Below are 23231 nucleotides of genomic sequence, written 5' to 3'. Positions count from 1 at the left end.
CAGCCAGTTGGCTGCCTTAGTCTCCCCGATACTACGTCTTAACTGTTACGGATGTACTCATCCATTTCAGTTTTCAGGTTATCGGACTTGGTACCGAAGATGGCCTGTACGCCAGAACCTGCCACTACCACGCCAGCGGCGCCCAGTTTTTTCAGGCCAGCCTGGTCAACTTTCGCTACATCCGCCACGCTAACACGCAGACGAGTAATACATGCGTCGAGGTTGGTGATGTTCTCTTTACCGCCGAAAGCGGCGATCAGAGCCGGAGCCATCTCGCTGGTTGCGCCAGCTTTGCTCTCTTCGGTGGTATCTTCACGACCCGGTGTTTTCAGATCCAGGGCTTTAATCAGCACGCGGAAAATGACGTAGTACACGATCGCATAGCAGATACCGACGATCGGGAACAGCCACAGCTTGCTGCTGTTACCGGACAGCACGATAAAGTCGATCAGGCCGTGAGAGAACGAAGTACCGTCACGCATACCCAGCAGGATACAGATCGGGAACGCCAGACCCGCCAGGATGGCATGGATAACGTACAGGATCGGCGCCACGAACATGAACGAGAACTCGATCGGCTCGGTGATACCGGTCAGGAACGAGGTCAGCGCGGCGGAGATCATGATACCGCCCACTTTGGCGCGGTTTTCCGGTTTAGCAGAGTGCCAAATCGCGATAGCCGCTGCCGGCAGACCGTACATTTTGAACAGGAAGCCGCCAGACAGTTTGCCCGCGGTCGGGTCGCCTGCCATGTAGCGCGGGATATCGCCGTGGAATACCTGACCAGCCGCGTTGGTGTATTCGCCGATCTGCATCTGGAAAGGAACGTTCCAGATGTGGTGCAGACCAAACGGCACCAGGCAACGCTCGATGAAACCGTAGATACCAAACGCCACCACCGGGTTCTGATAAGCAGCCCACTGGGAGAAGGTCTGGATCGCGGAACCGATCGGCGGCCAAATGAAGGAGAGGATCACGCCGGTGAAGATAGCGGCCAGACCAGAGATAATCGGTACAAAGCGCTTGCCCGCAAAGAAGCCGAGATATTCTGGCAGCTTAATGCGATAGAAGCGGTTAAACATGTACGCGGCGATAGCACCGGAGATAATACCGCCAAGCACGCCGGTATCAGCCAGGTGTTTTGCCGCAATCTCGTCAGCAGGTAAATGCAGCACCAGCGGCGCAACCACCGCCATGGTTTTCACCATGATGCCGTAAGCTACCACTGCAGCCAGTGCGGATACACCGTCGTTATTGGTGAAGCCGAGGGCCACACCGATAGCGAAGATCAGCGGCATGTTGGCGAAAACTGAACCGCCTGCTTCTGCCATAACGTGGGAGACCACGGCTGGCAGCCAGCTGAAGTTTGCGGAACCGACGCCCAACAGGATACCTGCGATAGGCAGTACGGATACCGGCAGCATCAGCGATTTACCGACCTTCTGCAGGTTAGCAAATGCATTCTTAAACATAATTGAGAGTGCTCCTGAGTATTTGGTACTTTTTTACGTTTTCACGCATTGGCCCGGGGGGAGAACCGCGCCGTGGACAGGACATCTAAGCGCCCTTTATTTATTACACAGAGTAAAATAATTAACGGGATGATTGTTTGACGGCTATCACGTTTCAATCAGCCTTCCGGTAAAAATTTACATCAGCTTACATAAGTTGTATCCAGATGTTGCCAAAAAACCTTCACCGCCACTTTTGTGGCGGTGAACTTTACTCGCTTTGGCTATTAATTACGAGCCTTAAAATAATAAGCAGATCAAGCAGGTTGCAAGCGGGCGGGGTCAATGTGGAACAGCGTGGCAAAATTGTCGGTGGTCTGCTGAGCCAGTTGCTCCAGCGACACACCCTTCAGTACCGCCATGTATTCAGCAACGTCACGCACCAGCGCCGGCTGGTTCTCTTTGCCGCGATGGGGTACCGGCGCCAGGTATGGCGAATCGGTCTCCACCAGCAGACGATCCAGCGGAACATAGCGCGCCGCATCGCGCAGCTGCTCGGCGTTACGGAAAGTGACGATACCGGAAAACGAGATATAGAACCCCATGTCGAGCAGCTTACCCGCCGTCTCCCTGTCCTCAGTGAAACAGTGTAGTACGCCTCCGCAATCCGTCACCTTTTCTTCGCGTAAAATGGCCAGGGTATCGGCGCGAGCGTCACGGGTATGCACGATCACGGGCTTGTTCAGCTCCCGGCCGATGCGGATATGGTCACGGAACGAAGTTTGCTGCTGGACTTTGGTTTCCGGGGTATAAAAATAGTCCAGTCCGGTCTCTCCCATCGCGACGACGCCCTCTTCCGCCGCCAGCGTGCGCAGCGTCTCCACCTCGTAGGGCTCATCCTGGTTTAACGGGTGCACGCCGCAGGAGAAGACGACGTTGTCACGCCTTCCTACCAGCTCGCGCATACTGCGGTAGCCAGGCAGCGTCGTGGCGACCGCCAGGCAAAATTTCACATCGCGTGCGGCCGCTTTTGCCAGTACGTCATCGACGTTTTTGTGCAGGGTTTGATAATCCAGACCATCAAGATGGCAGTGGGAGTCGACTAAAAACATAATGTCTCACTCAGAGGTGGGAGACGGGTAAAACCGTCCCGGGTTGCAGGTAATGTTCCCAGCGCAGCAGGCGCTCGGTGAGCAGCAGTTCGCGGTTGACGCCGACGACGTTCAGCAATTGCTCGCGGCAGGTACAGACGTCATGGGCAATCGCCTGCAGCCGGGCGGCGGGCAGACTGTGCGCCAGCTGCTCCAGCAGCGGCCAGACATCCGGGTTACTCACCAGGGCAATTCCCTGCTGTCGTTTTTGCGCATCGACCAGCAGCGATGCCAGCCAGTGCAGGCGAACCGCCGCCTGTTCATGATTGAGTATCGGCAGCAGCGCCAGCCAGTCACCGCTCGCCAGTGTGGTCGCCAGCGCCTGACACAGCTGCTGTCGCGCCGTCCACTGCGGCTCCTTAAGCAGCTCGAGCGCAGCGGCCGGCGCGCTGGCGCACAGACGTAACGCGGCCAGCAGCGCCTCCTGCGGCAGGTTCACCTCACGCTCCAGCCAGGCCAGGGCATAAGATTCCGTCGGCGGCGACAGGTGGTGCAGGCGGCAGCGACTGCGCAGGGTGGTCAGCAGACGCGCCGGCTCCTCGCAAGCGAGGAAGAACCAGGTATTTTCCGGCGGCTCCTCCAGCGTTTTCAGCAACGCGTTGGCGGCGGCATCGGTCAGCAAGGCGGCATCGCTAATCCATACCACCTTCGCCCCACCGAGGCGCGCGCGCTCATAGAGCTTGTCGTTGACATCGCGCACCGCGTCAATACCCAGCGCGCTCTTGCCTTTCTCAGGGCTCAGCGCATAGTAATCGGGGTGCGTACCGGCCTGCATCAGCTGGCAGCTGTGGCAGTGACCGCAGCTTTTATGCCCTTCAGGCTGGCGGCACATCAGGAAGCGGCACAGCGCATAAATCAACGCCTCGCCGCCCATCCCGCTCAGAGACTGTAACAGTAAGGCGTGGTGGCCACGTCCGGCCTGATAGCTACCGACCAGTTGCTCGAACGAGGGGCGCAGCCACGGATACCATTTCATGCCGGTTGCTCCGCCATCCACTGGGCGATCGTGGCGCGAATATCGCGTGCGACGGCATCCAGCGGCTGCGTCGCGTCCACCGTGCGGATAGAAGGATCTGCCGCAGCCAGCTCAAGGTAGCGCGCGCGGGTACGATTGAAGAAGTTCATCGACTCCTGCTCAATGCGATCCAGTTCGCCGCGGGCGCGGGCGCGCTGCAGCCCCACTTCCGGCGTAACGTCGAGGTACAGCGTCAAATCGGGACGAAAATCGCCGAGAACGGCGTCGCGCAGCGTCGCCAGCATCGTGCGGTCAATGCCCCTGCCGCCGCCCTGATAGGCCTGGGTGGAGAGATCGTGACGATCGCCGATCACCCACTGGCCGCGAGCCAGAGCAGGCTTAATCACCGTCTCCACCAGCTGGACGCGCGCCGCGTAAAACATCAGCACTTCCGCTTTATCGTTAATCACTTCATCGCCCGTGGACTGGATATCCAGCACCAGGCTACGCAGTTTTTCAGCAAGGATTGTGCCCCCCGGCTCACGGGTAAACACCATATCGTGAATACCTGCCGACTGCAGCGTCTCCACCACCAGTTGACGTGCGGTGGTCTTCCCGGCGCCCTCCAGCCCCTCGATGACGATATAGTTACTGCGCATTTTTTTCCTTAAGTACTTTCAGATAGTCCTGCACCGCGCGGTTATGGCTGACCAGGTTTGTGGTAAACGTATGGCCCCCTTTCCCGTCGGCGACAAAATAGAGGTATGGTGTTTTCGCCGGATGGGCGGCCGCCTTCAGCGACGCTTCGCCCGGCACCGCGATAGGGCCTGGCGGCAGGCCGCTGATGGTATAGGTATTGTACGCGGTCGGCGTCTCCAGATCCTTACGCGTTAACTTTCCATTATACCCTTCGCCCATCCCGTAGATCACCGTTGGATCGGTCTGTAAGCGCATGCCGATGCGCAGGCGGTTGATAAATACCGACGCGACGCGATCGCGCTCTTCCGCCACCGCGGTCTCTTTCTCAATAATCGAGGCCATGGTCAACAGCTGATTCTGATCGGCATAGGGCAGATTATCCATCCGTCCTTCCCAAATCTTCGCCACTTCAGTGACCATTTTCTGATGCGCGCGCTTGAGGATGGCGATGTCGCTAGTATTGGCGGTGTACATCCAGGTGTCCGGCCAGAACCAGCCTTCCACCCAGTCGGCATGGTCAAGACCTAACGCCTTAGCCACCGTCGCGTAGCTATCGTCTTCAAGCGTGTGCTTCACGTAGGGAGCATCGCGCAGCTGACGAAGGTAGTCGCTGACGCGCATGCCTTCGACAAAGCGCAGCGGAAACTGCGCCTCTTTGCCACTGGCCAGTAGCTGCAGCATCTCGCGCACCGTCATTTGCGGCGTGAGGCGATAGGTCCCGGCCTTGAAGTGAGACAGCTCAGGCTCCATCCGCAGCAGCCACTGGAACACGCGCGGGCGATTGATCACCTTCTCGCGATAGAGATCCTGCCCCAGCGCCAGCCGGCCGGTGCCGGCTTCGAGGGTAAAGATGGTCTCTTCTTTAATCAGCAGCTTGCTGTCCGCCAGCTGGCGTACCTTCCACATTCCTGCCGCCGCGGCGATGCCCAACAGCACCACCAGCAACAGGATAAAACGTAACATTTTCTTCATACTAACCAGACAGCTCACACAAAGGGGCTAAAAAATGGTAAAGCTCGCGCGAGGACCAGACGGTCTCCTCCCAGCGACGAACCGGCACCAGCGGCATCAGCGCATTGCAGATCAGCACTTCATCGGCCTCCCGCAACGCCTCGGGACGCGCTGTCACTTCGACAACGCGAAACGTCGATGGTGCCAGCTGCGCGATACAGCGCTGCCGCATTATGCCGTTGACCCCGGCATAATCGAGTCGCGGAGTAAATACATCCCGTCCCTGACGCCAGAATAAATTCGCGGCACAGCATTCCGTAAGCCACCCGTCACTGTCAAGGACCAGCGCCTCATCGGCGTCCGTCTGTTCAAGATGAGAGCGAATCAGCACCTGCTCCAGACGATTAAGATGCTTCAGGCCAGCCAGCCAGGGGTTGCGCCCCAGGGTCACCGGGCTCCGGGTCAGGGTAATGCCCTCCTCCCGCCAGCGCGCGTAGTGCGCCGGAAGCGGAGAGTCGCTCAGAATACGGGTGGGCGACGCACAGCCCGCCGTGCTGTATCCCCTTCCCCCAACGCCGCGGGTAAGGGTCACCTTAAGCACGCCCTGCGCGTGCGGTCGAGCCAGACGCTGCATCTCGTCGCTTAGCGTCAGCCAGTCGTCAAACGGGATGCGTAATTTTTCGCAGGTTGTCTGCAAACGCTGCAGATGGGCGTCCAGTAACGCAACCTGTCCATGCTGTATACGGGCAGTGGTAAAACAACCGTCGCCAAACTGGACGGCGCGATCGTTCACCGCCAGCGTGTCCTGTTCAACGCCATTTATCAAGAACATAAAGGACTCCTTTTCACTGGTCGGTGAGTGTCTCAGGACACGGAGCAGAGGACAAGCGGAGAAAGCCGAATAAAAAAGGCCCGACAATCGGGCCTTTTGTTAAAGCAGTACCGGGGCAAGCCCTGTCACACTTTTTTGAAGATCAGCGAACCGTTAGTGCCGCCAAAGCCGAAGGAGTTGCACAGGGTGTACTCCATACCGGAAACCTGACGCGCTTCGTGCGGAACGAAGTCGAGGTCGCAGCCCTCATCCGGGTTGTCGAGGTTGATCGTCGGCGGAACCGCCTGATCGCGCAGCGCCAGGATAGAGTAAATCGACTCTACCGCCCCTGCCGCGCCCAGCAGATGCCCGGTCATGGATTTGGTGGAGCTCACCAGTACGCGGCTCGCCGCATCGCCGAAGACAGACTTAACCGCCTGCGCTTCCGCTTTATCGCCAGCCGGCGTCGAGGTGCCGTGGGCGTTGACGTAGCCGATCTGGCCCGGTTCAATGCCCGCATCGCGAATGGCATTCACCATCGCCAGCGCGGCGCCCGCGCCATCTTCCGGCGGTGACGTCATATGGTAAGCATCGCTGCTCATGCCGAAGCCGACGATCTCGGCGTAGATTTTCGCGCCGCGTTTTTTTGCGTGCTCGTACTCTTCCAGCACCACCATGCCCGCGCCGTCGCCCAGCACGAAACCGTCGCGATCTTTATCCCACGGACGGCTTGCCGCCTGCGGGTTGTCATTGCGCGTGGAGAGCGCCCGCGCTGCGCCAAAGCCGCCCACGCCAAGGGGGGTACTGGCTTTTTCCGCACCGCCTGCCACCATCGCATCGGCATCGCCATAGGCGATGATGCGCGCAGCCTGACCGATGTTGTGCACGCCTGAAGTACAGGCGGTCGCGATGGAGATACTTGGTCCACGCAGACCAAACATGATGGTCAGATGGCCGGCCACCATGTTAACAATTGTGGAGGGAACGAAGAATGGGCTGATCTTACGCGGTCCGCCGTTGACCAGCGAACTGTGGTTTTCTTCGATCAAGCCGAGACCGCCAATACCAGAGCCGATTGCGGCACCAATACGGGTAGCATTCTCTTCCGTCACTTCAAGGCCAGAATCCTGCATGGCCTGAACGCCAGCGACAATTCCATATTGAATGAAGGCATCCATCTTGCGCTGCTCTTTGCGCGAGATGATGTCATCACAGTTAAAATCCTTTACTAAGCCAGCAAATTTCGTTGCATAGGCGCTAGTATCGAAATGGTCGATCAGGCTGATGCCACTCTGACCGGCAAGGAGAGCTTTCCAGGTAGACTCTACGGTATTGCCGACAGGAGACAACATGCCCAGTCCGGTCACAACTACACGACGCTTAGACACGTTTGTCCTCCAGGGAGGGAAAATAGATTCTTGTGGGACAAATAAAGATAAAACTCAGGCGGTCGAATGACCGCCTGGAGATGTTCACTTACGCCTGGTGGCCGTTGATGTAATCAATGGCAGCCTGAACGGTGGTGATTTTCTCAGCTTCTTCGTCCGGAATCTCAGTATCAAACTCTTCTTCCAGAGCCATTACCAGCTCAACGGTGTCAAGAGAATCAGCGCCCAGGTCTTCAACGAAGGAAGCATTGTTGGTAACTTCTTCCTGCTTAACGCCCAGCTGCTCGCCGATAATTTTCTTAACGCGTTCTTCGATAGTGCTCATACTCTTAAATTTCCTATCAAAACTCGCTTTCGCGATGGTTTTCGTAGTGTATAAAATGTTGAAAAATTTGCAACTAAATCCCGGCAGGTCTTACCACGATTTTGCGCTATTTTGAGGCCGTTTGCCCTAAGAACGCAAATCTTTTCGCACAAAACCGCACAGAGAACCGTGCGAAGTGCGCGGTTCCTGAACGTTTTGCACAAATCTCGGTCAGACCATGTACATTCCGCCGTTGACGTGCAGGGTTTCACCAGTGATGTAACTTGCTTCGTCAGAGGCTAAAAATGCAACCGCGCTGGCGATTTCATTTGGGGTGCCAAGGCGCCCCGCAGGAACTGCCGCCAGCGTACCCGCACGCTGCTCATCGGTCAGCGCACGCGTCATGTCCGTTTCAATAAAGCCCGGAGCAACAACGTTTACAGTAATACCGCGGGACGCAACTTCACGCGCCAGTGATTTACTGAAGCCGATCAGACCCGCTTTCGCCGCAGCGTAGTTGGCCTGACCCGCATTTCCCATGGTACCAACCACAGAACCGATAGTGATAATACGTCCATGACGCTTTTTCATCATAGCGCGCATTACCGCTTTTGACAGACGGAAAACCGATGACAGGTTGGTTTCGATGATATCGTTCCACTCGTCATCTTTCATGCGCATTAACAGGTTGTCGCGAGTGATCCCGGCATTATTCACCAGGATATCCACTTCGCCAAACTCTGCGCGCACATTTTCCAGAACAGATTCAATAGATGCCGGGTCGGTCACATTCAACATCAGACCTTTACCGTTGGCGCCTAAATAGTCGCTGATCGCCTGCGCGCCGCTTTCGCTGGTCGCAGTACCGATAACTTTCGCGCCGCGGGCGACGAGCGTTTCAGCGATGGCGCGGCCAATACCGCGGCTTGCACCGGTAACCAGCGCGATTTTTCCTTCAAAACTCATGGTTTTCCTCTTTTATTGCTCAAGCGCCGCAGACATCGCCGCCGGCTCGTTAAGCGCGGAAGCGGTCAGGGTGTCAACAATACGTTTGGTCAGGCCGGTGAGGACTTTACCCGGGCCCACCTCATACAGATGCGTTACGCCCTGAGCAGCCATAAACTCAACGGTTTTAGTCCACTGAACCGGACTATACAGCTGGCGTACCAGCGCGTCGCGAATGGCGTCAGGCGCGGTTTCGCACTTCACGTCGACGTTATTTACCACCGGGATCGTCGGCGCGTTGAAGGTGATTTTCTGCAGCTCAAGCGCCAGTTTCTCCGCAGCTGGCTTCATCAGCGCACAGTGAGACGGCACGCTCACCGGCAACGGCAGCGCCCGTTTAGCGCCCGCGGCCTTACAGGCGGCGCCTGCGCGTTCAACGGCCTCTTTGTGACCGGCGATAACCACCTGGCCCGGGGAATTGTAGTTCACCGGAGAGACGACCTGCCCTTCGGCCGATTCTTCACAGGCTTTGGCAATAGCCGCGTCGTCCAGACCGATAATCGCTGACATGGCGCCAGTACCTTCCGGTACAGCTTCCTGCATGAATTTGCCGCGCAGTTCAACCAGGCGAACGGCATCAGCGAAAGCGATAACGCCCGCGCAAACCAGCGCGGAGTATTCGCCGAGGCTGTGGCCAGCCAGCAGCGCCGGCGCTTTGCCGCCCTGCTGCTGCCAGACGCGGTACAGCGCCACGGAGGCGGTCAGCAGCGCTGGCTGGGTCTGCCAGGTCTTATTCAGTTCTTCTGCCGGGCCCTGTTGCGTCAGCGCCCACAGATCGTAACCCAACGCTGCGGAAGCTTCTCCGAAGGTCTCTTCAATGACCGGCCAGGTCGCCGCCATATCGGCCAGCATGCCTACGGCCTGCGAGCCCTGTCCCGGGAACACAAAAGCAAATTGCGTCATGTTTAAATCCTTATACTAAAAACGAACCAGCGCGGAACCCCAGGTGAAACCGCCACCAAAGGCTTCCAGCAAAATCAGCTGCCCACGTTGAATGCGGCCATCGCGGACGGCCTCATCCAGCGCGCAAGGGACTGACGCCGCGGAGGTGTTGCCATGGCGGTCGAGGGTCACTACGACGTTATCCATCGACATGCCCAGTTTCTTCGCCGTCGCGCTGATGATCCGCAGGTTTGCCTGGTGCGGCACCAGCCAGTCCAGCGCTGAACGTTCGAGATTATTCGCGGCCAGCGTCTCATCAACGATGTGCGCTAACTCGGTGACCGCCACTTTGAAGACTTCATTGCCGGCCATCGTCAGATAGATCGGATTTTCCGGATCGACGCGATCGGCGTTCGGCAGGGTCAGCAGTTCGCCATAGCTACCGTCAGCATGCAGATGCGTCGAGATAATGCCAGGCTCTTCGGAGGCGCCCAGCACCACCGCCCCGGCGCCATCGCCGAAAATAATAATCGTCCCGCGATCGGCCGGATCGCAGGTGCGCGCCAGCACATCAGCGCCGACGACCAGCGCATAGTCCACCGCGCCGTTCTTGACATACTGATCGGCGACGCTCAGCGCATAGGTGAAACCGGCGCAGGCGGCCGCGACGTCAAACGCCGGGCAGCCCTTGACGCCCAGCATAGACTGAATCTGGCATGCCGAACTCGGAAACGCGTGCGTGCCGGAGGTGGTCGCAACGATGATCAGACCAATTTGCTCCGCGGACACGCCCGCCATCGCCAGCGCCTGCTTTGCGGCTTCAAAGCCCATCGTAGCAACTGTTTCATGCGCTGCGGCAATACGACGCTCACGGATACCTGTGCGGGTGACAATCCACTCGTCAGAGGTCTCTACCATTTTTTCCAGGTCGGCGTTTGTACGCACTTGCTCGGGCAGATAGCTGCCGGTACCAATAATCTTCGTATACATGTACGCTCAGTCACTCTTGGGTAATATACCCGCCTCGTTCAACCGCCGCGGCGTCAGTGGTGTCCATTCGTCCCGCTTTGCTGTCGGGCGTTCACGTCACTGTCGCTTTCCGGCAGCTCGAAACCAGCTGGGTATAAAGATTCCAGGCGCGCGGCGATCCGTTGGGGAATTTGCCGCTGCACCGCCTGCACTGCCTGCTCTATCGCGACGCTAAAGGCGCGTTGATTGGCAGCACCATGACTCTTGATCACGGAACCGCGCAATCCTAACAGACAGGCGCCATTATACTGGTCGGGGTTGAGGTGACTGAATCGCCTCGCCAGGCTTTTTTGTAACCAACGTTTTAGTAACAGCAGCCACCACGACCGTTTTTTGCCCTCTCCCTGAGATTTCAGCAGTGAAAGGAACATTCTGACAACACCTTCCATGGTTTTTAATGTGACGTTGCCCGTGAATCCATCACAAACCAGCACATCGGTTTTTCCGGTCAACAGTTCATTGGCTTCAAGATAGCCGATGTAGTTGAGGGAAGGCAGCGTTCTGAGCACTGCGGCAGCATCGCGGATGCTGCTGAGGCCTTTCATCTCTTCTTCGCCGATGTTCAGCAAGGCGACGCGAGGATTGGCAATGCCGACCACCTCTTCCGCCAGCACTGACCCCATCACCGCGAACTGCACCAGCATCGTGCTGTCGCAATCGACGTTGGCGCCGAGATCCAGCACCACGGTTTTGCCCTTCTGCTGGTGCGGCAGCACCGTCACCAGCGCCGGCCGCTCAATACCTTCAATCGGTTTGAGCAGCAGTTTCGCCAGGCCCATCAGCGCGCCGGTGTTGCCGGCGCTGACGCAGGCTTCCGCCCGCCCTTCTTTCACAAGCTCCAGCGCCACGCGCATTGAGCTTCCGCGACTGCTGCGGATAGCCTGTGCGGGTCGCGCATCACTGGCAATAACTGACTGCGCAGGAATAATCTGCAGACGCGAACGTTGTTCGAAGTCAGCTTTGGCGAGTAATGGCGTGATGGCGTCGGGATCGCCGACTAAAAGAAGTGTGAGTTGCGAATTAGAGTTCAGTGCCTGCAGTGCTGCAGGCACTGTCACGGATGGGCCGAAATCGCCCCCCATGACATCTAACGCCAGGGTTAGACGTGTCAAGGTATCGTCGCTGCCCGGTTCGGTGATTCCCCAGTTGCCCGGGGAGTCCTCACTAAGCTTCATCACGCTGGCACCCGCGAATTTTCACGCTGCAGACGCAACAATCCGGGCATTGACGCCTCTGGTTATCGGGTTAACCGAGTGCCCAGGTACGTACAAACCCGCCATGGCCTGCAACGGGAAATCCTGCGAGTATCGCGTGATTACTTAGCGATAACCTTGCGACCGCGGTAGAAACCGTCGGCAGTGATGTGGTGACGCAGGTGTTTCTCACCAGAAGTTTTGTCTACAGACAGGCTGGTGACTGCGGTCAGCGCGTCATGGGAACGACGCATGCCACGTTTGGAACGGGTTGGTTTATTCTGTTGTACGGCCATGGACCTTACTCCTCAATTACTTACGCTTTAAGCTGGCTAATACGGCAAATGGGTTTGGTTTTTGTGCCTCTTCAGGCAGTTCGCCAAAGACCATGTCCGCGTCGGACACTTCACAGTGTTCAGAATCATGCACCGGAACTACGGGCAGGGAGAGGATAATTTCATCCTCGACCATTGCCTGCAGGTCGATTTCACCGAATTCGTTAACCTCAATCGGCTCATACGCTTCCGGTAGTGCTTCGGCCTGTTCGTCATTTCTGACGGGGCTAAAACAATACGTGGTGTGGACGTGATGGGAGAACGGTTTCCCGCAACGCTGGCATTCGAGGGTTACCGTCACCTTCGCATCGCCTGTAATAACGGCGAGACGCTGGTTATCGATAGCGAACGACATGCTGCATTCCACATCGCTGTCCACGCTGACTACAGAATCGGCTACACGTTCAACCTGATCGCGGGCATAGATGCCTTCGTAATCAAGGCGTTTTTGAGCCGTGCGTACCGGATCAAGAGTCAGGGGTAATTTTACCTTTTGCATAGGGCGCGCATATTAACTTTGTAATGTCATAGAGTCAAAGAAAAAGGCAGCCTCAGGTTGCCTTTTGCCATTTATTCGCACACATTGCGGCGCATAGTTTAAGATGATGCTCTGCGAAGCGCTATATGTGGATGAAAAAATATGTCTCAACTTATCCTGGCGTCAACCTCTCCCTGGCGGCGCATGCTGCTGGAAAAACTGGGGTTACCATTTGAATGTGCGGCGCCTGACGTCGACGAAACGCCCCGCCCTGAAGAATCCGCGCGTCAGCTTGTCACCCGGCTGGCGCAGGCCAAAGCGCAGAGCCTGGCTTCGCGCTACCCCAATCACCTTATTATAGGCTCCGATCAGGTTTGCGTATTGGACGGTGAGATCACCGGCAAACCGCACACCGAGGAAAATGCCCGCAGGCAGTTGAGAAAGGCGAGCGGGTCGATCATTACCTTTTATACTGGCCTCGCGCTGTACAACTCCGCCAGCGGTCATCTGCAAACCGAATGCGAGCCCTTTGACGTCCACTTCCGGCATCTCAGCGATAAAGAGATCGAAGGCTATGTGCGTAAAGAGAACCCGCTGCAGTGCGCCGGGAGTTTTAAGAGCGAGGGGTTAGGTATTACGCTGTTCGAACGGCTGGAAGGCCGCGATCCGAATACGCTGGTCGGTTTACCCTTGATCGCGCTCTGTCAGATGCTGCGCCGCGAAAATTACAACCCGCTGTTAGGCTGAGGTAAAAAAAACGGCGGAACTGATTCCGCCGTTGCACTTATTTGCTCTTCCGTAGCACCTGTAGACAGTGCTTCAGCTGGTTATCCAGCGGCGCCTCAACGCGCATCACCTCCCCGCTCCCCGGGTGGGTAAACTTCAGCGCAGCAGCGTGGAGGAACAGGCGGTTTAAACCGGTACCAGAGAGTTGCTTGTCAAATTCGCGGTCGCCATAGCGGTCGTCAAAGGCGATAGGATGGCCGGCATACTGGGTATGAACGCGAATTTGATGCGTGCGTCCGGTGACCGGACTGCAGCGCACCAGAGTGGCGAATTCATAACGCTCTTCCACTTTGAAGCGCGTCTCTGACGGCTTGCCTTCCTGACTCACGCGGACGATTCTCTCGCCGCTCTGCAGAATGTTCTTCAACAGCGGGGCCTGCACCACTTTTGTATGCGACTGCCACTGGCCGCGGACCAGCGCCAGATAGTCTTTCTGCATGCCTTTATCACGCAGCTGCTCGTGCAACGAACGCAGCGCCGAGCGCTTTTTCGCCACCAGCAGCACGCCAGAGGTATCGCGGTCGAGCCGATGTACCAGCTCAAGGAAGCGCGCCTCCGGGCGCAGGGCGCGCAGCCCTTCAATCACGCCGAAGCTCAGGCCGCTGCCGCCATGTACCGCGGTACCGGATGGCTTATTGAGGACCAGAATATGATCGTCTTCATAGAGGATCACCTCAGAGAGCGCCGCCACTTTCTGCAGATGCGGCGATACCGCCTCTTCTTCACGTTCCGCCACACGCACCGGCGGGATACGGACTTCATCGCCCGCTTCCAGCTTATACTCCGGCTTCACGCGTTTTTTATTCACCCGCACCTCGCCTTTACGCAGGATGCGATAAATCATGCTCTTCGGTACGCCTTTCAATTGGGTACGCAAAAAGTTGTCGATACGTTGCCCCGCTTCATCAGCAGCAATGGCAACCATTTTTACGGTTGGGGTCTCAGTTTTCATGGTGCGCGATTCTAAATAGCCGGACGCATTAGCGCCACTCATTTTTATATGCTTATATTTATCATTATCCTGTTTTCACGGTTTGCCTGACCGCCATATTGTTTGTTATTAGAACAATCTGTATGGGCAGGTGATAAAACTGTGAGTAACCGGGTGATAAAAGGTGAAAGTCAACTTGCTATAACAAGGTTAGCAATGGAATAATGAGACCGTTTTCCGTATTGCATCTTGTTAGAACAAGACATTAGCGGAATGACCAGTTTTGTCTGACCGATCGCCCACGCAGCAATGGCGTAAGACGTTGTGATCTTTCAGACAGTTAGCGGGCTGCGGGTTGCAGTCCTTACCGGTACAGGCTCTATGGATTTCAAGTCGCAGGAAGGCGTCAACTCCGGGACTCCCGGGAGCTCATCTGGATCCGCTGATCGAGGTGAGCAGGTTAAGCCATCATGCCTGCAACGCGAAAGACGACGAGTATAAATGGAATATTCTCTGGTGATACATCCCAGGCTGTTCCCCTGAATAATTGCGCTGTGTTTCCGTTTGAAACACAGGCGACCGACACTCTGCGCCTCTTAAGCGCGCGACAACCGTGAGGTTGGCGACGTGAACCAGACACGAGGCCATCGGTTTTCCCCCGGAAAGGCATTACTCTGCCCGCAGCTTAGTCGTCAATGTAAGAATAATGAGTAAGTTACGATGAAAAGAATGTTAATCAACGCAACTCAGCAGGAAGAGTTGCGCGTCGCCCTTGTTGATGGGCAGCGCCTGTACGACCTGGATATCGAAAGCCCCGGGCACGAACAGAAAAAAGCGAACATCTACAAAGGCAAAATCACCCGCATTGAACCCAGCCTTGAAGCCGCGTTTGTTGATTACGGCGCCGAGCGTCATGGTTTCCTCCCCCTCAAAGAAATCGCCCGCGAATATTTCCCCGCCAACTACAATGCGCACGGCCGTCCTAATATCAAAGACGTACTGCGTGAAGGTCAGGAAGTTATCGTGCAGATTGATAAAGAAGAACGCGGCAACAAAGGCGCTGCGCTCACCACCTTTATCAGCCTTGCGGGCAGCTATCTGGTATTGATGCCGAACAACCCGCGCGCGGGGGGAATTTCCCGCCGTATCGAGGGCGACGACCGTACCGAACTGAAAGAAGCGCTGGCGAGCCTGGAGCTTCCGGACGGCATGGGCCTTATCGTTCGCACCGCTGGCGTCGGCAAATCTGCCGAAGCCCTGCAGTGGGACCTGAGCTTCCGTCTGAAACACTGGGAAGCGATTCAGAAAGCCGCGGAAAGCCGTCCGGCGCCGTTCCTTATCCACCAGGAAAGCAACGTCATTGTCCGCGCCTTCCGTGACTATCTGCGCCAGGATATCGGCGAAATCCTGATCGATAATCCGAAAGTGCTCGAGCTGGCGCGCCAGCATATCGCCGCGCTGGGTCGTCCTGATTTCAGCAGCAAAATCAAACTGTACACCGGTGAAATCCCGCTGTTCAGCCACTACCAGATCGAATCCCAGATTGAATCCGCCTTCCAGCGTGAAGTGCGTCTGCCGTCCGGTGGCTCTATCGTCATCGACAGCACTGAAGCGCTGACCGCGATCGATATCAACTCCGCCCGCGCCACCCGCGGCGGCGATATCGAAGAGACGGCGTTCAACACCAACCTCGAAGCGGCTGACGAGATTGCCCGCCAGCTGCGTCTGCGCGACCTCGGCGGCCTGATCGTTATCGACTTTATCGATATGACTCCGGTTCGCCACCAGCGCGCTGTGGAGAACCGTCTGCGCGAAGCCGTCCGTCAGGACCGGGCGCGCATTCAGATCAGCCATATCTCGCGCTTCGGCCTGCTGGAAATGTCCCGCCAGCGCCTGAGCCCGTCGCTGGGCGAATCCAGCCACCACGTCTGCCCGCGCTGCTCCGGCACCGGTACCGTCCGTGATAACGAATCGCTGTCGCTCTCTATTCTGCGTCTGATTGAAGAAGAAGCGCTGAAAGAGAACACCAAAGAAGTACACGCCATCGTTCCGGTACCGATCGCCTCCTATCTGCTGAACGAAAAACGTGCCGCGGTGAGCGCTATCGAATCCCGTCAGGGCGATGTGCGCGTTATTATCGTGCCAAACGACGAAATGCAGACGCCGCACTACTCCGTCCTGCGCGTGCGCAAAGGTGAAGAGACCTCAACGCTGAGCTACCTGCTGCCGAAGCTGCATGAAGAAGAGATGGCGCTGCCGGGCGACGATGAGCCGGCAGAACGGAAACGTCCGGAACAGCCGGCCCTGGCCGCTTTTGTCATGCCTGACGCGCCGCCGGCCCCGATGCTTGAAGAGCCTGTCGCCGCGCCTGTCGCCGCAGCGGCACCGGTCGCGGCCGCCGCACCGGCGCAGCCTGGCCTGCTCTCACGCTTCTTCAGCGCGCTGAAGAATATCTTCTCAGGCGCCGAAGAGGCCAAACCGGCTGAGGTTAAGGTCGAGAAGAAAGCGGAAGAAAAACCGGAGCGTCAGCAGGAGCGCCGTAAACCGCGCGCCAACAACCGCCGCGATCGCAACGACCGCCGTGAAAACCGCGACAATCGTGACAACCGCGATAACCGTGACAATCGTGACACTCGTGCGGACAATGCCGAGGGCCGTGAACCGCGCGAATCGCGTGAAGAGAACCGTCGCAACCGTCGTGAGAAGCCGTCGCAGAACGTGGAAGCCCGTGATGTTCGCCAGACCTCAGGCGACGACGCGGAGAAAGCGAAATCTCGTGACGAGCAGCAGCCGCGCCGCGAACGCACCCGCCGCCGCAATGACGACAAACGTCAGGCGCAGCAGGAAGCCAAAGCGCAGACTCGCGAAGAGCCGGTAGCGCAGGAGACGGAGCAGGAAGAGCGTGTGCAGACCCTGCCGCGTCGTAAACCGCGCCAGCTGGCACAGAAAGTACGCGTTGAGTCCGCTGTCGTTGAGCAGGTTGCCGAGATCGTGCCAGAAGCCGTAGTGGCGGAAGTTATCGCTCCGCGCAGCGAGCCGGTGAAAGGCGAGCTGCCAGCAGTAGTGGAGAGGGCTGACCAGGACGAAAATGGCGAATCCCGTGAAACGAACGGTATGCCGCGTCGCTCACGTCGTTCCCCGCGTCACCTGCGCGTTAGCGGTCAGCGTCGTCGTCGCTATCGTGACGAACGCTATCCGACCCAGTCGCCAATGCCGCTGACCGTAGCCTGCGCATCGCCGGAGATGGCTTCCGGTAAAGTCTGGATCCGCTACCCGGTGGTTCGTCCGCAGGATCAGCAGCCGGAAGAGGTTCAGGTTCAGAACGACAACCTTGTGGAAACCGTCGCGGCCGTCGCGACCCCGGTTGCCATCGTTGAAACCGTTACCGCTGCCCCGGTCACCGTCGAGCCGGCTACCATGGAGCCGGTTACCGCCGAGCCTGTGGTCGTCGAGCCGGTCGTAGCCGCCGAGCCGGTGGTGGTTGATGCTGCGGAGGGTGTCGCGCCAGCAGCCGTCGAGCCAGCGCCGCAGGAGCTGGTCACCGAAGCGCCGGCTGTCGAAGCGCCTCAGGCTATCGCGCCAGCGACGCTCGACGCCGAGCCGGTGGTGGTAGAACCTGAAGTGGTGGAAACGGCGCCTGTCGTTGAAGCGCCAGTGGAAGCCATCGCGCCGGCGGCGGAAACCGCAGTTGAAGCACCGGTTGTTGACGCACCGGTTGTCGAAGCCGCGCCTGTCGAGCCGGTCAAAGCCGAGCCTCCGGTGAGTAAGCCGGTAGTGGTGGCGGGTCATCGCCATGCCACCGCGCCAATGACCCGTGCGCCAGCGCCGGACTATGTCCCGGAAGCGCCGCGCCACAGCACCTGGGTGCGCCCGCCATTCGCTTTTGAAGGCAAAGGCGCCGCCGGCGGTCATAGCGCCACCCATAAAGCCACCGCTGAACCGACCCGCCCACAGCCCGTCGAGTAAGCGTGCTAAATAAAAAACCGGCCTCCTGGCCGGTTTTTTTATGCGCTTTGCGGAGGCTGCATGCCGGCGAGGTCCGGCATGATCTCCCGCATCAGGTCGAGGAACTTACGCAGCCGCGTCGGATAATAGCGCGCCCAGGGATAGACCAGGTGGACCGGCAGCGAGGCGGGACGCCACTGCGGGAACAGCTCTGTCAACCTTCCGGCAGCAAGATCCTCCGCCACGGCCCAGCTGGACACCATCGCCACCCCCAGCCCCGCCAGCGCAGTGTTACGCGCGACGTAAAGGCTGTCGGTGCTCAGACAGGGGGTGATCGCCGTGGAGACGAGCTGTCCGCTGACCTGATGTCGGAGCCGCACCTCATGCTGATAAAAGGTGTTAATGGCGATCCACGGCAGGCCGGATAACGCCTCCAGCGAGGTTAACGGCGGGTACTTCGCCAGCAGTTCAGGGGAGGCCACCACGCAGCGCGGCACTTCCGCCAGCAGCACGGAGACCGTGGCCGGATCCACCTCCGCCCCCACGCGGATGGCGCAGTCGATATTATCGCTGAGAAAGTCGACAGTATTATCATTCAGCATCCACTCCACCGACAGTTGCGGGTGGCGCTGGAGAAAGGCGACCAGCGGCCCAAGCAGCTGCTGCTGGCCAAAAGCGTGCGGCGCCCTCACCCGCAGCACCCCCACCGGCCGATCGTCGGCAATACGCAGGTCGTCTTCCAGCGCCAGCCAGGCATCCACCAGCTGGCGGGCGTGACGGTAGCAGCGTTCGCCATCGTCAGTGAGCTTCATCGCATGGGTGGTACGCAGGATCAGCTTGACTCCCAGCAGCCCTTCAAGGGACTGCAGGCGGCGGCTGACGGTCGCCTGGGTGGTCTCCATCTGCCCCGCCGCGGCGGAGAGCGACCCTGCCTCTATAATACGAATATAGGTACGCATCAGCTCAATGCGATCTATACGCTCCTGTCTTTTCATTTTTCTTTTGCCTATACGTGCTACGTATAACCGTTTTACCACCAGCCCGGCTACCGCGCCAGCCGCATTCAGGGAAAAATAGCCCCATCGCATTCACGAGGTATTGATCATGACACCGACTTCCCTTTCCACCCGCGACGCAGGCTGGATTATCTTCATTCTCGCGCTCGGCGCCGGCTTTAGCGTCGCCTCTATCTACTACGCGCAGCCGCTGCTGCCGTTGATGGGCGCCAATCTCCACCTGACGGTAGAAGGTATGGGTCTGGTCCCTACTCTGACGCAGGCGGGTTATGCGCTCGGCATTCTGTTCCTGCTCCCGCTCGGCGACCGCCACGATCGCCGCCGGCTGATTTTGGTGAAAAGCGCGCTGCTGGCGCTCCTGCTGCTCCTGTGCAGCCTCACCGGCCAGCTCAGCTCACTGCTGGTGGTCAGTCTGCTGATCGGTATGGCGGCGACCATGGCACAGGATATCGTCCCTGCGGCGGCGATCCTCGCCCCGGCGGGCAAGCAGGGCAAAATGGTGGGCACGGTGATGACCGGGCTGCTGCTGGGGATCCTGCTTTCCCGGACGGTCAGCGGCGTGGTGGGCGCAGTGTTCGGCTGGCGGGTGATGTATCAGGCGGCGGCGGTCAGCGTGGCACTGATTGGCCTGGTGATGTGGCGGGTGCTGCCGCGCTTCGCCATTCACTCGACGCTGAGCTATCCGCAGCTGATGGCCTCAATGGCGCATCTGTGGCAGCGCTACCCGGCGCTACGCCGCGCTGCGCTGGCTCAGGGGGCGCTCTCTGTCGCCTTCAGCGCCTTCTGGTCGACGCTGGCGGTGATGCTCTCCGAACACTATCACATGGGCAGTGCGGTAGCGGGCGGCTTTGGTATCGCCGGGGCTGCCGGGGCGCTGGCCGCGCCGCTGGCCGGCGGACTGGCCGATAAATTTGGCGCTGGTAAAGTGACTCAAATGGGGGCGGCGCTGGTCACCGTCTCCTTCGCCCTGATGTTTATACTGCCGCTGCTGCCACTGCATGGCCAGCTGGCGCTGATTGCCCTGTCGGCGATTGGCTTCGACCTTGGCCTGCAGTCAAGCCTGGTGGCGCATCAGAACCTGGTGTATGGCCTCGAGCCGCAGGCCCGCGGCCGCCTTAACGCCCTGCTGTTTACCGTGGTCTTCATCGGGATGTCGCTGGGGTCGGTGCTGGGTAGCAAGCTGTACGTGCTGGCCGGCTGGAACGGGGTGGTTACCCTGGCGGTGGTCAGCGGGGCGATCGCCCTGGCAATCCGCCTGCTGGAGAATGCCCGTATCGTCGCTGCCGAACGCCGCGCATCATAAAAAAACCCGCTTCGCCTGAGGCGAAGCGGGTTCATCCATTCCCGCACAACCGCTTAGGCTGTACGTCGGGCAAACTCTTTCACGCGGAAGCCCAACAGCAGCAGTGTGGCGAAATAGGCCACCACCCCGGCGACAACCACCACCAGCAGGCGCATCAGACGGAACGGCATCGTCCCCAGCGACCACTCCGGCATGATATGCATGACGCCCAGCAGCGCCGCAGCCATAACCAGCACCGCAGCAATCAGACGCAGCAGGAAGGCCAGCCAGCCCGGTTGCGGGGTAAAGATCTTCTGTTTACGCAACTGCCAGTAAAGCAGCGCGGCGTTCAGGCAGGCCGCCAGGCCAATGGACAGCGACAGACCCGCATGCTTCAGCGGGCCGATAAACGCCAGGTTCATCACCTGGGTCATAATCAGGGTGACAATAGCAATCTTGACCGGGGTCTTGATGTCCTGGCGGGAATAGAAGCCCGGCGCCAGCACCTTCACCACGATAAGCCCCATTAGTCCCACGGAATAGGCCACCAGCGCGCGCTGGGTCATTGCCGCATCAAAAGCGCTAAATTTGCCGTACTGGAACAGGGCCACGGTCAGCGGTTTGGCGAGGATCCCCAGCGCCACCGCGCTCGGCAGCGCCAGCAGGAAGCAGAGACGCAGCCCCCAGTCCATCAGCCGGCAATACTCGTCATGATTACCGCTGGCGAAGCTTTTTGACAGCGATGGCAGCAGGATAGTGCCGAGCGCCACTCCCAGGACACCGGACGGAAACTCCATCAGACGGTCGGCGTAGTACATCCAAGACACCGATCCCGACACGAGAAACGAAGCGAAGATAGTATTGATAATAAGGGAGATCTGGCTTACCGACACGCCAAGGATCGCCGGCCCCATCTGCTTCACCACCCGCATCGCGCCGGCATCTTTCAGATTGATGCGCGGCAGGACCAGCATGCCAATTTTCTTCAGGTGCGGCAGCTGGTAGGCCAGCTGTAGCACGCCGCCGACCGTGACCGCCCAGGCCAGGGCCAGCACCGGCGGATGAAAGTACGGTGCGGCAAACAGCGCAAAGCCAATCATGCTGACGTTGAGGAACGTCGGCGCAAAGGCCGGCACCGAGAAGCGGTTCCAGGTATTAAGGATCGCCCCCACCAGCGAGGCGAGGGAGATCAGCAAAATATAGGGGAAGGTAATGCGCAGCAATTGGGTAGTCAGCGCAAATTTATCGGCGGTATCAGCAAACCCGGGGGCGGTGATGGTGATCACCCACGGCGCCGCCAGCATCCCGATAACGGTGACGATCGCCAGGGCCAGGGTCAGCAATCCGGAGACATACGAGACAAACACCCGGGTGGCATCTTCGCCCTGCTTGCTTTTATATTCGGCAAGGATCGGTACAAACGCCTGAGAGAAGGCGCCTTCGGCAAAAATACGCCGCAGCAGATTAGGCAGTTTAAAGGCGACGAAAAAGGCGTCGGTCGCCATCCCGGCGCCAAAAATGCGCGCCACAATCGCATCGCGGGCAAAGCCCAGCACGCGCGAAAACATGGTCATCGAACTGACGGCCGCCAGTGATTTTAAAAGGTTCATTACGCTGTTATTCCAAACCCTGGAGTAAAACGCCCGCAAATGCGGGCGCTGGAAAGTGGCGATAGTCTACCGGGTTCAACATGAATTACTACTGTCAGTTGTTACAACGGATTATTCGCTGATGGCGTCGCGCCAAAGTTTGTCGACCACCCGCTGAGCCAGCAGCGCCTGTTCGCCTGCGGTTTCAGGAACCGTCTGATTTTGCACGCATTCGATAAAATGGCGCGCGCAGCCGACAAAGCCGCGCTGCTCAAGGGTGGTTTGCCAGCTGGCGACCGGGCGCTGGACCACGCCGTGACCGCACTCCTCCTGCCATTCGCGCATCTCGCTGACGGCATATAGCCCGCCATCCGTAACCGCCTGCACCCACTCGCGCTGGCTGCCTGCGCGGCGGTGCATGCTGGTGGTGACCTGCAGCCGGGGCGAACTGAACTGGTGTTCGGCATACAGCATCTCGCCCTGCGGAGTGATCTGTAGCGCGCCACCGCGCAGACGCGCCTGACCGTCGGCCAGCCATAGCGCGGTATCCACCACGTGCAGATAGTCATCAAGCAGGGTAAAGCGCAGATCGTTGCCCACGCTATCGCTGCGGTGCTTATCCATCCGCAGCGAGGCCGCCTCGCCCAGCCGCCCCTTTAGCTCCCGATAGAGCGGTGCGAAGCGGCGATTGAAACCGACCATCAGCGTCAGACGACGCCGCGCCGCCAGCTCGACCAGCGTCTCCGCCTCACTCAGCTTGTCCGCCAGCGGTTTATCTACGCAAACATGAACCCCGGCATTCAGCAAATGATTCACCACTTCATAATGTGAAGCCGTCGACGTATGAACAAAGACCGCATCGCACTGCGCCGCCAGGGCATCCAGCGATTCAGCGTATGGCATCCGCCAGGTTTCGCAAACCCGCAGCGCCTTCTCTTTTCCCGGCGACCAGGCCGCCTGCAGCGTCCAGCTTTCCGCCGCCCCCAGAACCGGCAGCCACGCTTTCTGCGCAATACCGCCCAGGCCAACCACCCCGATGCGCAATCTTGT

General features: G+C 58.7%; 21 protein-coding genes. 3 read left to right on the top strand and 18 right to left on the bottom strand.

What is annotated here, in order from left to right; genetic code table 11:
- Window positions 1-38: 38 nt before the first annotated feature.
- The 14 genes from ptsG to yceD form a co-directional block, all read right to left on the bottom strand.
- Window positions 39-1472 carry a PTS glucose transporter subunit IIBC gene (ptsG, locus tag ACLEXF_RS00225; protein ID WP_004204570.1) on the bottom strand — a complete coding sequence of 478 codons (1434 nt, stop codon included), beginning with the start codon at window positions 1470-1472 and terminating at the stop codon, window positions 39-41.
- Between the two features lie 296 nt (window positions 1473-1768).
- Window positions 1769-2563, bottom strand: a complete 795-nt coding sequence (locus tag ACLEXF_RS00220) for a metal-dependent hydrolase (RefSeq protein WP_004204569.1) — start codon at window positions 2561-2563, stop codon at window positions 1769-1771.
- Between the two features lie 10 nt (window positions 2564-2573).
- Entirely contained in the window at window positions 2574-3578 is a 1005-nt protein-coding gene (gene holB, locus ACLEXF_RS00215; protein WP_277449013.1) for a DNA polymerase III subunit delta', read from the bottom strand.
- The gene (tmk, locus tag ACLEXF_RS00210; RefSeq protein ID WP_004204566.1) at window positions 3575-4216 is read right to left on the bottom strand and encodes a dTMP kinase; all 642 of its coding nucleotides are present in this window, start codon (window positions 4214-4216) and stop codon (window positions 3575-3577) included. Before tmk ends, holB begins: the two co-directional genes overlap by 4 nt.
- On the bottom strand, window positions 4206-5228 hold the full coding sequence (yceG, locus tag ACLEXF_RS00205; protein WP_004204565.1) for a cell division protein YceG: 1023 nt from the start codon (window positions 5226-5228) through the stop codon (window positions 4206-4208). The genes tmk and yceG overlap by 11 nt, the downstream gene beginning before the upstream one ends.
- Before the next feature lies 1 nt (window position 5229).
- Window positions 5230-6039, bottom strand: coding sequence for an aminodeoxychorismate lyase (gene pabC / locus ACLEXF_RS00200; RefSeq protein WP_043523203.1), 810 nt, complete (start codon window positions 6037-6039; stop codon window positions 5230-5232).
- A 125-nt stretch (window positions 6040-6164) separates the two neighbouring features.
- Window positions 6165-7406 (bottom strand): beta-ketoacyl-ACP synthase II, encoded by a 1242-nt coding sequence (gene fabF / locus ACLEXF_RS00195; protein ID WP_002900666.1) that lies wholly within the window; start codon window positions 7404-7406, stop codon window positions 6165-6167.
- A gap of 88 nt (window positions 7407-7494) precedes the next feature.
- A complete protein-coding gene (gene acpP / locus ACLEXF_RS00190) occupies window positions 7495-7731 on the bottom strand; it encodes an acyl carrier protein (RefSeq protein WP_000103754.1) in 237 nt (78 codons plus the stop codon).
- A 210-nt stretch (window positions 7732-7941) separates the two neighbouring features.
- Window positions 7942-8676: a 3-oxoacyl-ACP reductase FabG gene (fabG, locus tag ACLEXF_RS00185; protein WP_002899294.1), complete on the bottom strand. Its 735-nt coding sequence runs from the start codon at window positions 8674-8676 to the stop codon at window positions 7942-7944.
- Between the two features lie 12 nt (window positions 8677-8688).
- Window positions 8689-9618 carry an ACP S-malonyltransferase gene (gene fabD, locus ACLEXF_RS00180; RefSeq protein ID WP_004204563.1) on the bottom strand — a complete coding sequence of 310 codons (930 nt, stop codon included), beginning with the start codon at window positions 9616-9618 and terminating at the stop codon, window positions 8689-8691.
- A gap of 15 nt (window positions 9619-9633) precedes the next feature.
- Window positions 9634-10587, bottom strand: coding sequence for a beta-ketoacyl-ACP synthase III (locus ACLEXF_RS00175; protein WP_002899288.1), 954 nt, complete (start codon window positions 10585-10587; stop codon window positions 9634-9636).
- A 53-nt stretch (window positions 10588-10640) separates the two neighbouring features.
- Complete coding sequence (gene plsX, locus ACLEXF_RS00170; protein WP_162544122.1) at window positions 10641-11738, bottom strand: phosphate acyltransferase PlsX; 1098 nt, start codon at window positions 11736-11738, stop codon at window positions 10641-10643.
- Window positions 11739-11941: 203 nt separating this feature from the next.
- Complete coding sequence (gene rpmF, locus ACLEXF_RS00165) at window positions 11942-12115, bottom strand: 50S ribosomal protein L32 (protein WP_000290724.1); 174 nt, start codon at window positions 12113-12115, stop codon at window positions 11942-11944.
- 16 nt (window positions 12116-12131) lie between these two features.
- Window positions 12132-12653: a 23S rRNA accumulation protein YceD gene (yceD, locus tag ACLEXF_RS00160; RefSeq protein WP_017900733.1), complete on the bottom strand. Its 522-nt coding sequence runs from the start codon at window positions 12651-12653 to the stop codon at window positions 12132-12134.
- A gap of 141 nt (window positions 12654-12794) precedes the next feature.
- On the opposite strand from yceD, the gene ACLEXF_RS00155 reads away from it, so the two are divergent.
- The gene (locus tag ACLEXF_RS00155) at window positions 12795-13379 is read left to right on the top strand and encodes a Maf family protein (protein ID WP_004204559.1); all 585 of its coding nucleotides are present in this window, start codon (window positions 12795-12797) and stop codon (window positions 13377-13379) included.
- Window positions 13380-13416: 37 nt separating this feature from the next.
- On the opposite strand, the gene rluC is transcribed toward ACLEXF_RS00155, so the two are convergent.
- Complete coding sequence (gene rluC / locus ACLEXF_RS00150) at window positions 13417-14370, bottom strand: 23S rRNA pseudouridine(955/2504/2580) synthase RluC (RefSeq protein WP_012542245.1); 954 nt, start codon at window positions 14368-14370, stop codon at window positions 13417-13419.
- 699 nt (window positions 14371-15069) lie between these two features.
- On the opposite strand from rluC, the gene rne reads away from it, so the two are divergent.
- Window positions 15070-18315 carry a ribonuclease E gene (gene rne, locus ACLEXF_RS00145; RefSeq protein WP_335894915.1) on the top strand — a complete coding sequence of 1082 codons (3246 nt, stop codon included), beginning with the start codon at window positions 15070-15072 and terminating at the stop codon, window positions 18313-18315.
- A 38-nt stretch (window positions 18316-18353) separates the two neighbouring features.
- On the opposite strand, the gene ACLEXF_RS00140 is transcribed toward rne, so the two are convergent.
- Window positions 18354-19382: a LysR family transcriptional regulator gene (locus tag ACLEXF_RS00140; RefSeq protein ID WP_072140423.1), complete on the bottom strand. Its 1029-nt coding sequence runs from the start codon at window positions 19380-19382 to the stop codon at window positions 18354-18356.
- Between the two features lie 16 nt (window positions 19383-19398).
- Here ACLEXF_RS00140 and ACLEXF_RS00135 point away from each other — a divergent pair, with 16 nt between their 5' ends.
- Window positions 19399-20613, top strand: coding sequence for an MFS transporter (locus tag ACLEXF_RS00135; protein WP_004204552.1), 1215 nt, complete (start codon window positions 19399-19401; stop codon window positions 20611-20613).
- 53 nt (window positions 20614-20666) lie between these two features.
- Here ACLEXF_RS00135 and murJ read toward each other — a convergent pair whose 3' ends face one another.
- Together murJ and ACLEXF_RS00125 are read right to left on the bottom strand one after the other, a co-directional pair.
- Window positions 20667-22202: a murein biosynthesis integral membrane protein MurJ gene (gene murJ / locus ACLEXF_RS00130; protein ID WP_004204551.1), complete on the bottom strand. Its 1536-nt coding sequence runs from the start codon at window positions 22200-22202 to the stop codon at window positions 20667-20669.
- Window positions 22203-22313: 111 nt separating this feature from the next.
- Window positions 22314-23225, bottom strand: a complete 912-nt coding sequence (locus ACLEXF_RS00125; protein ID WP_072140422.1) for a Gfo/Idh/MocA family protein — start codon at window positions 23223-23225, stop codon at window positions 22314-22316.
- Between the last annotated feature and the right edge of the window lie 6 nt (window positions 23226-23231).

Source organism: Klebsiella pneumoniae complex sp. WS1778, assembly GCF_049472055.1.
GTDB lineage: Bacteria > Pseudomonadota > Gammaproteobacteria > Enterobacterales > Enterobacteriaceae > Klebsiella > Klebsiella quasipneumoniae.
Note: the sequence above shows the minus strand (reverse complement) of the source record. Positions and strands in the feature narration are given on the sequence as shown.

Bases quoted from the DNA above. Each gene is read 5' to 3' on its own strand.
- ptsG (WP_004204570.1), bottom strand. From the start codon at position 1,472: ATGTTTAAGAATGCATTTGCTAACCTGCAGAAGGTCGGTAAATCGCTG.
- ACLEXF_RS00220 (WP_004204569.1), bottom strand. From the start codon at position 2,563: ATGTTTTTAGTCGACTCCCACTGCCATCTTGATGGTCTGGATTATCAA.
- holB (WP_277449013.1), bottom strand. From the start codon at position 3,578: ATGAAATGGTATCCGTGGCTGCGCCCCTCGTTCGAGCAACTGGTCGGT.
- tmk (WP_004204566.1), bottom strand. From the start codon at position 4,216: ATGCGCAGTAACTATATCGTCATCGAGGGGCTGGAGGGCGCCGGGAAG.
- yceG (WP_004204565.1), bottom strand. From the start codon at position 5,228: ATGAAGAAAATGTTACGTTTTATCCTGTTGCTGGTGGTGCTGTTGGGC.
- pabC (WP_043523203.1), bottom strand. From the start codon at position 6,039: ATGTTCTTGATAAATGGCGTTGAACAGGACACGCTGGCGGTGAACGAT.
- acpP (WP_000103754.1), bottom strand. From the start codon at position 7,731: ATGAGCACTATCGAAGAACGCGTTAAGAAAATTATCGGCGAGCAGCTG.
- fabG (WP_002899294.1), bottom strand. From the start codon at position 8,676: ATGAGTTTTGAAGGAAAAATCGCGCTGGTTACCGGTGCAAGCCGCGGT.
- fabD (WP_004204563.1), bottom strand. From the start codon at position 9,618: ATGACGCAATTTGCTTTTGTGTTCCCGGGACAGGGCTCGCAGGCCGTA.
- ACLEXF_RS00175 (WP_002899288.1), bottom strand. From the start codon at position 10,587: ATGTATACGAAGATTATTGGTACCGGCAGCTATCTGCCCGAGCAAGTG.
- rpmF (WP_000290724.1), bottom strand. From the start codon at position 12,115: ATGGCCGTACAACAGAATAAACCAACCCGTTCCAAACGTGGCATGCGT.
- yceD (WP_017900733.1), bottom strand. From the start codon at position 12,653: ATGCAAAAGGTAAAATTACCCCTGACTCTTGATCCGGTACGCACGGCT.
- ACLEXF_RS00155 (WP_004204559.1), top strand. From the start codon at position 12,795: ATGTCTCAACTTATCCTGGCGTCAACCTCTCCCTGGCGGCGCATGCTG.
- rluC (WP_012542245.1), bottom strand. From the start codon at position 14,370: ATGAAAACTGAGACCCCAACCGTAAAAATGGTTGCCATTGCTGCTGAT.
- rne (WP_335894915.1), top strand. From the start codon at position 15,070: ATGAAAAGAATGTTAATCAACGCAACTCAGCAGGAAGAGTTGCGCGTC.
- ACLEXF_RS00140 (WP_072140423.1), bottom strand. From the start codon at position 19,382: ATGCGATGGGGCTATTTTTCCCTGAATGCGGCTGGCGCGGTAGCCGGG.
- ACLEXF_RS00135 (WP_004204552.1), top strand. From the start codon at position 19,399: ATGACACCGACTTCCCTTTCCACCCGCGACGCAGGCTGGATTATCTTC.
- murJ (WP_004204551.1), bottom strand. From the start codon at position 22,202: ATGAACCTTTTAAAATCACTGGCGGCCGTCAGTTCGATGACCATGTTT.